This window comes from Pseudoruegeria sp. SHC-113 (assembly GCF_025376885.1).
GTDB lineage: Bacteria > Pseudomonadota > Alphaproteobacteria > Rhodobacterales > Rhodobacteraceae > Pseudoruegeria.
The window spans coordinates 130,803-143,651 of record NZ_JAHUBR010000003.1; the positions used below are offsets into that span (position 1 = coordinate 130,803).

The window sequence follows — 12,849 nt, forward strand, 5'->3', positions numbered from 1 at the left end:
CCCACAGCATTGGACCAATTTCAAAAATGCGTAACCTGCGTCGGGCGCAGGAGGCAAAGGCTGCCCGCTCTGCCCTGCAGGACAAAGGAAAGGGAGGGACTATGGATTTTGTAAGAAAACAATCGGCGTTTCGGCCGACGGTACTGGCCGCCTTGCTGAGCGCGACATCGCTCGTGCCGGCCCATGCCCAAGAGGCGGCATCGCAACGGGTGCAGGATACGCTGCCCTCCAAGGAGGACGTCGCAACCAACTTCAGCAACGACAACTTCTCCCCCTATGCCGACAGGGCCTTCCCGACGCAGGTTCTGTGGGGCGACACACACCTTCACACGCAGGTTTCGGTGGATGCCGGCACGATGACGCGGCTTTCGCAGGAGGATGCCTATCGCTTCGCGCGCGGCGAACAGGTGACGACGACGCACGGCTTGCAGGCCAAGCTCAGCCGGCCGTTGGATTGGCTGGTGATCTCGGATCACGCCGAAATGTACGGGCTGATGCCGCAGCTTTTGAACGGCGATCCCGAAGTGCTCGCCACGGAGCAGGGGCGCGACTGGTACGACAAGCTGACGAGCGGCAACGATCAGGTGGTGTTTGACACTGCGATGGAGATCGTGGCCAGCCTTTCGGGCGATGTGATCCCGATCGACAACCCGAAAGCGGTGAAGAACGCCTGGACGGAGTACACCGCGCTGGCCGATCGCTACAACGAGCCGGGCGTGTTCAGCGCGATCATCGGCTTTGAGTGGACAAGCGAAGGCGGCGACAACATCCACCGCAACGTGCTTTTCCGGGGCAATGCCGCCGAGGCCAACCAGACGGTGCCGTTCTCGCAATTCGACAGCAAGAACCCGGAAGATCTTTGGGCCTATCTGCAGGCCTTTGAGGATCGCACCGGAGGCGATGTGCTGGCGATCCCGCACAACGGCAACCTCTCCAACGGGCGGATGTTTTCGAACCTGACCTTCGACGGCGCGCCGCTGACGGCCGAAATCGCGGCCCTGCGTGCGAGGTTCGAGCCGGTGATCGAGACCACGCAGATCAAGGGCGACGGCGAGGCCCACCCGTTCCTCTCGCCAGACGATGAGTTCGCCGATTTCGACACCTGGGATGCCTCCAACCTCAACGGCACCGAAGTCAAAACCCCCGAAATGCTGGAGTTCGAATACTCCCGCGAGGCGCTGAAGAACGGGCTGCTTCTGGAATCCACGTTGGGCGTGAACCCCTTCAAGGTCGGCCAGATCGGCAGCACCGATGCGCATACCGGGCTGGCCGCCGTGGGGGAGGACAACTTCTTCGGCAAGCACTCCGGCGTTGAGCCTGAGCCCAATCGCTGGAAGCACCTTGTGATCGAAGCGCCGGATCCGTCGCTGTCGATCTACGGCTGGAAACAGGCCTCTGGCGGGCTGGCCGCTGTCTGGGCGGCGGAAAACACGCGCGAAGCGATCTTTGACGCCATTGAGCGGCGAGAGGTCTATGGCACCACCGGCTCGCGCATCATGCTGCGGTTCTTCGGTGGCTGGACCTTCGCCCCGGAGGACGCGATGTCCCGCCTGCCGGGCGACATCGGCTATGCCAAAGGTGTGCCGATGGGCGGTGATCTGCCGCGCAATCCCGGCGAAGGGGCGCCCAATTTCCTGATCGCGGCCCTGAAGGATCCGTTCAGCGGCAACCTTGACCGCGTACAGGTGGTGAAAGGCTGGCTAAACGCCGACGGCACCAAGGGCGAGAAGGTCTACGATGTGGCGTGGAGCGACGAGCGTCAGCCAGATGCCAACGGCAAGATCCCTTCGGTGGGCAACACGGTGGATATCGCCAACGCCACATGGACGAACTCCATCGGCGCGCCGGAGCTGATCACCTATTGGGAAGATCCTGATTTCGACCCGTCTCTCAAGGCTTTCTATTACGTGCGGGTATTGGAAATCCCGACACCGCGCTGGACGGCCTATGAAGCCAAACGCTTCGCCGTGGAGATGGACAGCGATGTGCCGATGGTCACAACGGAGCGCGCCTATAGCTCGCCGATCTGGTACACCCCGCGCTGACCTGCTGAAAAGCCATGAAAAAAAGGCGCCTGTTAGTGGCGCCTTTTTTGTGTGGTCGGTCTGGCCGGCTTAGCGGCGACGATCCCGGCGCGAGGACATCGGCTGGAAGGCCACGCCCACATGGGCTTCGCAATAGGGTTTGCCGGGCTGAACGGGCAGGCCGCAGAACCAGAAATCCTCGGTGGCGGGATCGCCGATCGGCCATTTGCAGGTGCGCTCGGTCAGCTCCATGAGCGTAAGCTTCTTGGCTTTCTTCTCCACCTGGCGCACGGATTCCAGTGCTTCGGGGCTGATCTCGTTGGCCGAAGGCTGCGGAGGCAGCGGCTGGCCTGCGGGGATGATCTGCTTGCGCGCCGGGGTGGCGACCTTTTCGGCCACGGCCGGTTTGGGGGCGGGCTTCTCAGGCTTGGGCGTGGGGTCTGCTGCCGGTGCCGGTTTGGCTTCGGCCTCTGCGGGGGCTGGCTTGGCCTTGGGCGCCGGTTTCGCGGCGGGCTTTTCCTTGGCGGCTGGCTTCGCGGTGCCGCCACCGCCGGTGCGGTTGGACAGGCCCAGCCGGTGGACCTTGCCGATCACGGCATTGCGGGTCACCCCACCCAGCTCCTTGGCGATCTGGCTGGCGGACTGGCCCTCTCCCCACATCTTCTTGAGGATTTCGACGCGTTCATCGGTCCAGGACATCTGACTTCCTTTTCGGTCCGCACGCGCAGGTTCGGGGCTCTGGGCGCCCGGCATTTCCATCGCGTGCCTGGGAGAATTCTGCTGACCCCCTATTTTAATCACGGAAACGCAGGATACAAGCACTTGCGACACCAAGAGAACAGGGGAATCGAGATGCAGGACGCCGCAGAGCGCTACGACATGGGCACACGCCGCTTCGGCCGGGTGAACTGGCTGGGCACGGCGACGCTCGCTAGCCGCGAAATGCGCCGCTTCCTCGGCGTCTGGACCCAGACCCTGTTGGCACCGCTCGTCACCGCCGGGCTTTTCCTTGCGATCTTCAGCCTCGCCATCGGGCCGGCTCGGGGGGACGTGAACGGCGTGCCCTTCGCCGCCTTCCTCGCGCCGGGGATCCTGATGATGACGGTGATCCAGAACGCGTTTGCCAATACCTCCTCGTCGATCATGATCGCCAAGGTGCAAGGCAATATCGTGGACACGCTGATGCCGCCGCTTTCGGCCGGTGAGCTGCTTGTGGGCTATCTGGCCGGCTCGATCGGGCGCGGGGTGCTCGTGGCGGTGGCGATCGGGGTGCTGATGTGGCTGGTGCTGGGCGTGGTGCCGCAGCACCCGCTCTGGGCGCTGATCTTCGTGGTGATCGGTTCGGCCTTCCTCGGCGCTTTGGGCATCGTTGCGGCGATCTACGCAAGCAAATTCGATCAGATGGCCGCGATCACAAACTTCATCATCACGCCGCTGTCGTTTCTTTCGGGGACGTTCTACTCGATCGAAAGCCTGCCGGGTCCTGTAGCCCTGCTGACGCGGTTTAACCCGGTCTTCTACCTGATCGACGGGGCGCGCTACGGGTTCATCGGGGCGAGCGATGCCAATCCTTTCTTCGGCCTGCTGGTCTGCCTCGTGGCGACCGGTGCGGTGCTTCTCCTGTGCTGGCAATGGCTGCGCAGCGGTTTCCGCATGAAAGCCTGACGACGAACATCTGACGGCCGCGGGGGCTTGGCCGCGCGCCTTCGCGCCGCCGGGTCGGTGGCGGACCGTTGTCGATGGCGGATCGTTAAGGCGGGCCTCATCCGCAGGCCCGGTGCCTTTCGCGGCCCGTTGCTGCCGGTGTTAGGCGCTTTCGCGGCGCAGGCGGTAATCCTTCGACCAGCGCGCCACGCAGTCGATCAGCGCTTGCTTGGTGAGGGGCTTGGCAAGGTGATCGTCCATCCCGGCCTCGGAGCAGAGGGCGCGATCCTCGGCCATGGCATTGGCGGTCAGGGCAATGATGGGGCAGCGGGGGCGTTTGCCGTGGGCCTCGAAGGTGCGCAGCAGGCGCGTGGCCTCAAGCCCGCCCATCACCGGCATGGAGACATCCATCAGCACCAGATCCGGCGGGAAGGCCTTGTAGGACTCGACCGCCTCGCGGCCATTCTGCGCGAGCGTGATCTCGATTCCCAGTGGCTCCAGCATCTTGCGGGTGACGAGCTGGTTCGTCCGGTTGTCCTCCGCCAGCAGGATGTGCAGTCCGGGAAATCCCTCCGGCGGCGTTTGCAGGCCGGGCTGCAATTCGGGCTGCACGGCGAGGGGGTGAGCTTGCCCAAGCGCGCGGGAAAGGACGCGGGCCAACTGCTCGGTGCGCGCGGGTTTGGGGAGGATCTCTTCCAGCCCCTCTTCCAGCAGGCGTGCGCGGATGGCGGAGGTTTCTCCGGAGGAGAGGATGATGGCCGGGACGGCGGCCAAGGCCGGGCGCTTTCGGATCTCCTTATAGAGATCCTCGCCCGAGACATCGGGCATGCAGTAATCCAGCACGAAAATGTCCGGCACCGCCCCCGCGTCCAGCAACGCGAGCGCCGCTGGCGCGCCGTCGGCCAGCGTGACATCCATCCCCCAGCGGCTGAGGCGGACATCCAGGATCCGGCGGTTCGTCTCCAGATCGTCGACGACAAGCACCTTGCGCCCTTCGAGCCCCGCCATCTCGGGGCAGGAGGACAGGTCGGGCGCGTCGCAGCGCTCGAGCGGCAAGTTCAATGTAAACGTCGAGCCGATTCCAAAGGTGGAGCGCGCCGTGACCTCACCGCCCATCAGCTGCGCCAGCCGACGGGTGATCGCAAGGCCGAGGCCGGTGCCGTCAAACCGGCGGGTCGCGTTGTTGTCCACCTGCTCGAAGGCCGCGAAGACATGTTCGATCTTGTCTTCGGGGATACCGGCGCCTGTATCCTCCACGATCAGGGCCACGGTGCCGCAGTCCGTAGGGGACGCCGTGATCAACACATGGCCGCTATCGGTAAATTTCACCGCGTTTCCAGCGATGTTGAGCAGGCACTGGCGGATGCGCGGCGCGTCCCCCAGCATCCAGACGGGGGCATCGAAATCCAGCGAGACGCAGATTTCCACGCCTTTCGCGTTGGCCACCGGAAACAGCAGCGCGGCGACGTCCTGCACGAGGGCGCGCAGATCGAAGGGGCTGCAATCAACCGTCATCTGCCCGGCTTCGACCTTGGAATAATCGAGCACGTCGTTGATGATCTCCAGCAAGGCGGCGGAGGAGGCGTAGATCGTGTCGGCGCAGCTGCGCTGATCCTCATCCAGCTCGGTTTCGCGCAGCAGTTCCGTCATCCCCATCACGCCGTTCATCGGCGTGCGGATCTCATGGCTCATGTTGGCAAGGAAACGCCCCTTGGCGTGTTCGGCGGCAAGCGCTTCGTCGCGGGCCTTGGCAAGGGCGACATTGGTGACTTTCAGGTGCCGTTGGGAGAGGGCGATGGCCCCCAGCGGAATCAGGAAGGCAGCGATCATCACGGCGGCAATGATGGCGCTCAGCCGGTGGAATGCCGCCGCGGCCCTCGGGTGGCTTGCGGAAATGTCGGTATAGATTTCGGCCGTCCCCGCGGGCTGCCCGTTCAGGAAGAGCGGCACGTAGGTTTCGGCGTAGTGGTCAGGGCGATCGGCCCGGTCGCGGCCATCGCCGATACTGGTGTGGGCGCGCCCCGCGGCAATGGCGGCGGCAGCCGTCGGGCTGTGGCTGCCCAGATCCGCCGCGGGCTCAGGCGAGCCGATGGTGTCTGACAGGAACACAAGCGTGCCATTGGCATCGAACAGTTTGAAACGAAAGACATCATCCGCCGCAAGCTCCGCGCCAAGAATGGCTTGCAGGTGATCGGGGAAAGCCCCTTCGGTGATGAGCAAGGCGAGGCCGTCTGGTGCCCCGGTGCTCGCGTGGCTGTGGCTGTGCCCTTCATGCCCATGCCCCCCATGCGCGTGCCCACTCTGATCCTCCTGCGCGCCCTCTGCGGCGGCCAAAAGCTGTTCGGAGGTGTGCTCCACCCAGGCCTTGGCCCGGTGCTCGGCAAGGGCCGCGAGCGTGCGCCCGGCCATGCGCTCTGTTTGCCAGACGCTGATGAAGAGGGCACCGACAAGCGCGATGGCAGACAAGACGATCAGCAGCGCGGGGCGGTTCATACGGCACTCCTTCCTTACAGATGGGGCGCAGCATGCCGCCTTTGCCTTTACAAAGGGTCAACGCGCGCGGGGCGATAATCCGGCTTCCCAAAGGGCACCCAAGGCGCTATGAGCGTCGCATGACAACTTGCGCCGCATATTTCCCGCTCCGACGCCGAGGCTGATGCCTTTCGGCGCCACTTGCGCATTTGTCTTGCTGCCAGCGTGCAGCCCCCGCCCCCCCTGATTGACTTGATCCCTGCGATCATGCACCACACACGCTCCATACGGGCTATTTCCAAAGGGTTACGACCATGATCCCCACCGTTCTGCCGACCTATTCCCGCGCGCCGCTCTCCTTCGTGAAGGGCGAAGGCAGCTGGCTGATCGAGGCGGACGGACGACGCTTTCTGGATTTGGGCGCGGGCATCGCGGTGAACGCGCTGGGCCATGCGCATCCGGCGCTGGTAGAGGCGGTCACGAAGCAGGCGCAAAACCTCTGGCATGTCTCGAACCTCTACAAGATCCCGCAGCAGCAGGCGCTGGCGGACAAGCTGGTGGAACACACCTTCGCCGATACTGCTTTCTTCACCAACTCGGGCACGGAAGCCTGTGAACTGGCGGTGAAAATGGCGCGGAAGTACTTCTACGAGAAGGGCCAGCCCGAGCGCGTGAACATCGTGACGTTTGAGGGCTCCTTCCATGGCCGTTCCTCCGCCGGGATCGCGGCGGCGGGTTCGGAGAAGATGACGAAGGGCTTCGGCCCCCTGCTTCCGGGCTTCATCCACCTGCCCTTCGGCGATCACGAGGCCGTTGCGACGGCGATGAATGACACCGTGGCCGCGATCCTCGTGGAGCCGGTGCAGGGCGAAGGCGGCATCCGCCCGCTGCCGGACGTCTGCCTCAAGGGCTTGCGCGATCTCTGCGATGAGCACGGCGCGCTCCTGATCTTTGACGAGGTGCAATGCGGCGTGGGCCGGACGGGCAAGCTCTTTGCCCATGAATGGGCCGGGATCGAGCCCGATATCATGATGGTGGCCAAGGGCATCGGCGGCGGCTTCCCGCTGGGCGCGGTGCTGGCCACCGAAGAGGCTGCCTCCGGCATGACGGCTGGCACCCATGGCTCCACCTATGGCGGCAACCCGCTGGCCTGTGCCGTGGGCGGTGCCGTGATGGACATCATCGCCACGCCCGAATTTCTGGCCGAGGTGAACCGCAAGGCCGGGCTGATGCGCCAGAAGCTCGAAGGGCTTGTGGCCGCGCATCCCGAGGTGTTCGAGGCGGTGCGTGGATCCGGGCTGATGCTGGGGCTCAAGTGCAAGGCGGTGAATACTGCCGTTGTTTCAGCGGCTTACGGTCAGGAACTGCTGGTTGTGCCGGCCGCCGACAACGTGGTGCGCCTGCTGCCGCCGCTGACCATCACCGATGAAGAGATTTCCGAGGCCGTGGCCCGGCTCGACGCTTCCGCCAATGCCGTGGAAGCCGAGCTCGCTGCCGCGACCTGAGACAGGACTGGATAGGGACATGACGCATTTTCTGGACATCAACGCCACCGCGCCGGACGATCTGAAGGCGATGATCGCCTCCGCCAAGGCGATGAAAACCGCGCGCAACGGCGCGCCCAAGGGCGTGCCGGACGCCGAGCTTCCGCTCGACGGATGCATGGTCGCGCTGATCTTCGAGAAGCCCTCCACCCGCACGCGCATCTCTTTCGATGTGGGCGTGCGCCAGATGGGCGGGCAGACGATGGTGTTGTCGGGCAGCGACATGCAGCTGGGCCACGGCGAAACCGTCGCCGACACCGCCCGCGTGCTCAGCCGCTATGTGGATCTGATCATGATCCGCACCTTCGAGGAAGCCACGCTTCTGGAGATGGCGGAATATGCCGATGTGCCGGTGATCAATGGGCTGACGAACCGCAGCCACCCCTGTCAGATCATGGCCGACATCCTGACCTACGAGGAGCATCGCGGCTCCATCGCGGGCAAAAAGGTTGTGTGGTCGGGCGATGGCAACAATGTCTGCGCCTCTTTCATCCATGCCGCCGGGCAGTTTGGCTTCGATCTGGTGTTCACCGGCCCGCCGGTGCTGGATCCGGAGGCCGGTTTCATGCAGGAGGCGCGCGACAAGGGCGTTTCGATCACCATCGAGCGCGATCCCTACCGCGCGGTGGCCGGTGCCGATCTGGTGGTGACAGACACATGGGTCTCCATGCACGATCAGCCGAGCGCGCGGGAGCGCCGCCACAACCTGCTGCGCCCCTATCAGGTCAACGAAGAGCTGATGCGCCACGCCAAGCCGGACGCGCTTTTCATGCACTGCCTGCCCGCCCACCGCGAGGAAGAGGCGACAAGCGCGGTGATGGACGGGCCGAACTCGGTGATCTTTGATGAGGCCGAGAACCGTCTGCACGCCCAGAAGGCCATCATGCGCTGGTGCGTGGGCCGCTAGGCGCGGCTGACCTGACGGCCATCTTGCCAAACAAGGGCCCTCCCGTGCAGGTTGCGTAAGGGAGGGCCTTTTTGCATGAAAATCACTGTTGCCGGTGCCGGAGCGATCGGCTGTTTCACGGGCGGGCTTCTGGCGCGCGGCGGCCATGACGTCACGCTTCTGGGGCGCGCGCGCGTATTGGAGCCGATCGCGGCGGAGGGGCTGGAGCTCACCGATTACACCGGGCTTTCGGCGCATCTGCCGCCTGAGGCGCTTACGCTTTCCACAGATCCTGCCTGCCTTGGCGCGGCGGATCTGGTGATTGTCGCGGTGAAAACCGGTGCGACAGCCGAAATGGCCGCCGCCATTGCCGCCCATGCGCCTCAGGCTGCGCCGGTGATTTCCTTCCAGAACGGGCTGGAGAGCGCAGCCACCCTGCGCGCCTCCCTGCCCGGGCGCGACCTGCGTGCGGCGATGGTGCCGTTCAACGTTGTGTCGCCCTCGCCTGCGCGCTTCCACCGCGCCACCTCGGGCGAGATCGTGATCGAGGCCGGCCCCGGCGCGCTGGCCAATGCACTTTCCGTGGAAGGGCTGACTGTGCTCGAAAGCGCCCAGATTGTCGATGTGCAATGGGGCAAGCTGTTGATCAACCTCACCAATGCGCTCAACGCGCTTTCCGGGCTGACCTTGCAGCAGATGCTTTTGGACCGCCGTTGGCGGCGGCTGATGGCGGATCAGATGGCGGAGGCCATGGCGGTGCTGAAAGCCGCCGGGATCGGCTTCAAGCCGCAGGCCCCGTTGCCGCCGGGCCTGATCCCGCCGCTGCTGCGCCTGCCCACGCCGTTGTTCAAGCGCATCGCGGCGCAGATGCTGACGATTGACCCCGAGGCACGCACCTCCATGGCCTATGATCTGGCCGATGGGCGCGCCACGGAAATCGACGCCCTGCAGGGCGAGATCCTGCGGCTGGCGCGGGAGACAGGCGTGCAAACCCCGCTCACCGCCCGCATCGCCGCGCGGCTGGCGCGGGCGGAGGCGGCGGGTAAGGGCTCGCCCGAACTGGATCCGGGCGAGCTTGAAAATGGCTGAAGCTTATACCGCGCTGGAGTGCCCGGCGCGGGACAGATCGTAGGCGTCAAAGGCGCGGGCGACCATGCGGGTGAGCGGGCGCCCTTCGGGCAGGATGTCGAGCCGCCCATCGGCAAAGCGCACGAAGCCGGGGAATTGCGCGGCAACCTCGGCGCACCAGCGGGACACATCGCTGCGCGATGCGCCGGGCAGGGCGGCGACCTCGGCAACAGAGACGCTGAAATCGCACATCAGTGCTTCGATCATGCGGCCCCGGATCACGTCCACCTTCGAGAAGCGATGCCCGCGCGCGGTGGAATATTGCCCCTCGCGGATTTTCTGGGTGTGAGCCGAAGTGGCCGGTGCGTTCTGCGCGTAGCCCTGAGGGAAGCGCGAGATCGAGGAGGCCCCGACACCGATCAGAACCTCGGCGGTGTCATCGGTGTAGCCCTGGAAATTCCGCTTCAGACGGCCCGAGCGCTGCGCGGTTTCCAGCCCGTCGCCCTTCACGGCGAAATGGTCGATGCCGATCTCGGCGTAGCCGTCCCAGACGAACAGCTCGCGGGCGGTTTCAAAAAGGCCGAGCCGCTCCTGCGGGGTGGGCAGGGCATCGGAGGGGATCATGGATTGCCGTTTGGCCATCCAGGGCACATGGGCATAGCCGTAAAGCGCCACGCGGTCCGGCGAGAGCGAGAGCAGCTTCTGCACCGAATCTGCGATGCGGCTGTCGGTTTGGTTGGGCAGACCGTAGAGGATATCGGCGTTCAGGCTCAGCACGCCAAGGGCGCGCAACCCGTTCACGGCGGCCTCGGTGATCTCGTAGCTTTGCTCGCGCCCGATGATCTTCTGGATCTCCGGGTCGAAATCCTGCACGCCGATGCTGGCGCGCGTCATCCCTGCGGCGGCGAGCGCATCGAGCCGGCCGTCGTCGATCTCGTTCGGGTCGATCTCCACCGAGAATTCCGCATTCGGCCCGAGCGGCAGGAAGCTGTAGATCGCCTCGGTCAGTTCGGTCAGCATCGCGGCGGGCAGGAGCGTAGGGGTGCCGCCGCCGAAGTGCAGCCGCGACAGCGTCACGCCTGCGGGCAGATCGCGGGCCAGCAGGTCCAGCTCGGCCTTGAGCGTGTCGAGATAGGCGCGCAGGGGCGAATTGGTGCTGGTGCCCTGCGTGCGGCAGGCGCAGAACCAGCATAGCCGCCGGCAGAAAGGCACATGGACATAGAGCGAAATGGCGTTGCCCGCCGGGATCGCCTCGATCCATTGCCGGAAATCCCCGCCGCGCACGTCATTGGCGAAATGCGGCGCTGTCGGGTAGCTGGTGTAACGCGGCACTTTGGCGTCAAAAAGCCCGAGCCGTGCGAGTTGTGTCTGCTGTTCCATACCTGTAGCGTTAGGCGATCCCGCTTCGGGCAACATTGATCAAGATCAACCAACGCGCATGATGAACCTTCAGAGCCTGACCTCGCCGCATGTCCAGTGTGGCAGCTGCCCGATCCGCCATCGCGCCGTCTGCGCCCGCTGTGACGCCGACGAGTTGGAGGTGCTGGACGGCATCAAGTATTACCGTAAATACGACGCCGGGCAGACGGTTGTCTGGGCGGGAGATGAGGTGGATTTCGTGGGCAGCGTCGTGTCGGGCGTGGCTTCGTTGGCGCAGACGATGGAAGACGGCCGCCGCCAGATGGTGGGCCTGCTGTTGCCGTCGGATTTCGTGGGCCGCCCCGGGCGTGCCGTGGCCACCTATGACGTGACGGCCACCACCGATCTGATGATGTGCTGCTTCCGCAAGGGGCCGTTCGAGAAGATGATGCAGGAGACCCCGCACATCAGCCAGCGCCTGCTGGAGATGACGCTCGACGAGCTCGACGCGGCGCGGGAGTGGATGGTGATCCTTGGCCGCAAGACAGCCAAGGAGAAAATCGCGAGCCTGCTGGCGATCTTTGCCCGCCGCAACACGCTGCTCACCGGGGGCGCGGCCGCCGGGCGCATCGTGGTGGATTTGCCGCTCACGCGCGAGGCGATGGCCGACTACCTTGGCCTGACGCTGGAAACCGTGAGCCGCCAGATCTCGGCCTTGCGCAAGGAGGGCGTGATCGAACTGGAAGGCAAGCGCCACGTCATCATTCCCGATTTCGACCGTTTGCTGGGCGAAACCGGGGATGATTCTGACGGCGGTTTCTACGACTGACGCGCGCCGAGCGTTTCGGATTAAACTTGGATCGCGTCTTCGCTGCCTCTCCCTTCGGTCGAACGCGAAGAGCGATGCACGCTGTGTCAGGTGAAATCCAAAACGCTTCAGCGCGCCATCAGCACCGGCACTTTCGCCGCTTCCAGCGTATCGCGGGTGGCCCCACCAAGGATGGCTTCGCGGAAGCGCGAGTGGCCGTAAGCCCCCATCACCAGCATATCGGCGTCCACATCCTGGACGTGGCGCGCCAGCACATCGGCCACGCGCGGCATGGTTTTGGCCAGTACCGCAATGTCGGCGCGCACGCCGTGGCGGGCCAGCATCTGCGAGAGCGCACCGCCCGGATCGGAGCGGGTCGGCCCGTGCTGGGGCGGATCGATGATGGCGATGGAGACGATCTCGGCGGCCTGCAACAGGGGCAGGGCGGCCCGGATCGCGGCCAGCGCCTCGGCGCTGTCGTTCCACGCCACGACGATGCGCTTGGGCGCCTCCTCAAGCGTCTGACCTTCCGGTACCACGAGCACCGGCGCGTGGCCTTCAAACAGGGCGGCTTCCAGAATGGCCTCCTGCTCATGGCCCGTGCCTTCAGCGTAGGGCTTGGGCAGGATCACCAGATCGGCATAGCGTGCGCGCAGTGACACCAGCCGGGTGACGCCATCGATCTGCGCGGCCGCCGCATCGCAGCCCCAGGAGATCTCCTCGCGCCCGAGGCGCTCTTTCAGCCCGGATTCGTTCTCCTTCGCCCGTTCGCGGGCCTGGATCAGAAGCTCCTGCGTGATGAGCGCATTGCCCTGGCCATAGTAGACCATGGGCTGCGTCGGATCGACGCCGAGGCTGAGCACATCGAGATGCGCATCCCCCTTGCGGGCAAGCGCAATGGCGCTTTCCAAGACGTTCCCGGCGGCTGCGGGATCGCAACTGACTGTAAGCAAAGACTTATAGGCCACGAGTTTACCCCCAATTCTGGCAAAGCAATGGTAGGGTAGGGTGTAAGCATTGAGTCGGCTTTGATACGGATCAACA

The 12,849-nt window shown here is 64.9% G+C and carries 10 protein-coding genes; 6 read left to right on the forward strand and 4 right to left on the reverse strand.

The features are described 5' to 3' along the window. The first annotated feature begins 101 nt into the window (after positions 1 to 101). On the forward strand, positions 102 to 2,045 hold the full coding sequence (locus tag KVX96_RS16865; RefSeq protein ID WP_261195932.1) for a DUF3604 domain-containing protein: 1,944 nt from the start codon (positions 102 to 104) through the stop codon (positions 2,043 to 2,045). A gap of 69 nt (positions 2,046 to 2,114) precedes the next feature. Here KVX96_RS16865 and KVX96_RS16870 read toward each other — a convergent pair whose 3' ends face one another. Then, positions 2,115 to 2,723: a GcrA family cell cycle regulator gene (locus tag KVX96_RS16870; protein ID WP_314733138.1), complete on the reverse strand. Its 609-nt coding sequence runs from the start codon at positions 2,721 to 2,723 to the stop codon at positions 2,115 to 2,117. Positions 2,724 to 2,876: 153 nt separating this feature from the next. Here KVX96_RS16870 and KVX96_RS16875 point away from each other — a divergent pair, with 153 nt between their 5' ends. Beyond that, positions 2,877 to 3,689, forward strand: a complete 813-nt coding sequence (locus tag KVX96_RS16875; RefSeq protein ID WP_261195933.1) for an ABC transporter permease — start codon at positions 2,877 to 2,879, stop codon at positions 3,687 to 3,689. A 141-nt stretch (positions 3,690 to 3,830) separates the two neighbouring features. Here KVX96_RS16875 and KVX96_RS16880 read toward each other — a convergent pair whose 3' ends face one another. Further along, positions 3,831 to 6,161, reverse strand: coding sequence for a response regulator (locus tag KVX96_RS16880; protein WP_261195934.1), 2,331 nt, complete (start codon positions 6,159 to 6,161; stop codon positions 3,831 to 3,833). 293 nt (positions 6,162 to 6,454) lie between these two features. Here KVX96_RS16880 and KVX96_RS16885 point away from each other — a divergent pair, with 293 nt between their 5' ends. The 3 genes from KVX96_RS16885 (at position 6,455) to KVX96_RS16895 (ending at position 9,659) form a co-directional block, all read left to right on the forward strand. Continuing rightward, on the forward strand, positions 6,455 to 7,645 hold the full coding sequence (locus tag KVX96_RS16885) for an aspartate aminotransferase family protein (RefSeq protein WP_261195935.1): 1,191 nt from the start codon (positions 6,455 to 6,457) through the stop codon (positions 7,643 to 7,645). Between the two features lie 19 nt (positions 7,646 to 7,664). Further along, complete coding sequence (argF, locus tag KVX96_RS16890) at positions 7,665 to 8,591, forward strand: ornithine carbamoyltransferase (RefSeq protein WP_261195936.1); 927 nt, start codon at positions 7,665 to 7,667, stop codon at positions 8,589 to 8,591. A 75-nt stretch (positions 8,592 to 8,666) separates the two neighbouring features. After that, a complete protein-coding gene (locus KVX96_RS16895; protein WP_261195937.1) occupies positions 8,667 to 9,659 on the forward strand; it encodes a 2-dehydropantoate 2-reductase in 993 nt (330 codons plus the stop codon). 3 nt (positions 9,660 to 9,662) lie between these two features. Here the strand turns inward: KVX96_RS16895 and hemN are convergent, their stop codons facing one another. Beyond that, complete coding sequence (gene hemN, locus KVX96_RS16900; RefSeq protein ID WP_261195938.1) at positions 9,663 to 11,018, reverse strand: oxygen-independent coproporphyrinogen III oxidase; 1,356 nt, start codon at positions 11,016 to 11,018, stop codon at positions 9,663 to 9,665. A 58-nt stretch (positions 11,019 to 11,076) separates the two neighbouring features. Between hemN and fnrL the strand changes: the two genes are divergently transcribed. Beyond that, positions 11,077 to 11,826: a transcriptional regulator FnrL gene (gene fnrL, locus KVX96_RS16905; RefSeq protein ID WP_314733139.1), complete on the forward strand. Its 750-nt coding sequence runs from the start codon at positions 11,077 to 11,079 to the stop codon at positions 11,824 to 11,826. A 107-nt stretch (positions 11,827 to 11,933) separates the two neighbouring features. Here the strand turns inward: fnrL and KVX96_RS16910 are convergent, their stop codons facing one another. Beyond that, positions 11,934 to 12,773 carry a universal stress protein gene (locus KVX96_RS16910; protein WP_261195939.1) on the reverse strand — a complete coding sequence of 280 codons (840 nt, stop codon included), beginning with the start codon at positions 12,771 to 12,773 and terminating at the stop codon, positions 11,934 to 11,936. Positions 12,774 to 12,849: the final 76 nt, after the last annotated feature.